The organism is Bradyrhizobium sp. Kon69 (assembly GCF_055807515.1).
Genome location: NZ_JBVVOS010000427.1, coordinates 1 through 258, shown reverse-complemented (window position 1 = coordinate 258; position 258 = coordinate 1). Strand labels below are relative to the sequence as shown.

Sequence of the window (258 nt, the reverse complement as noted above, 5' to 3'; positions counted from 1 at the left end):
ACTTGGAAAATATCCTGTTCATGGGCACCAATGTGGTGTCCGGCGCCGCCACAGCGGTGATTCTGGCCACGGGCAATAACACCTATTTCGGTGCGTTGGCGCAGCGCGTCACCGCGACCGACCGCGCCACCACCTCGTTCCAGCATGGGGTGAACAAGGTCAGCTGGCTGCTGATCCGCTTCATGTTCGTGATGGCGCCGCTGGTGTTGTTCATCAACGGGTTTACCAAGGGTGACTGGACCGAAGCGCTGCTGTTCG

Annotated in this window: 1 protein-coding gene; it reads left to right on the top strand. The window is 59.7% G+C overall.

All coding sequences use genetic code 11. The features are described from left to right. On the top strand, nucleotides 1-258 hold a 258-nt coding region (locus AC0L3U_RS39670; protein WP_473365161.1), incomplete at both ends, for a hypothetical protein.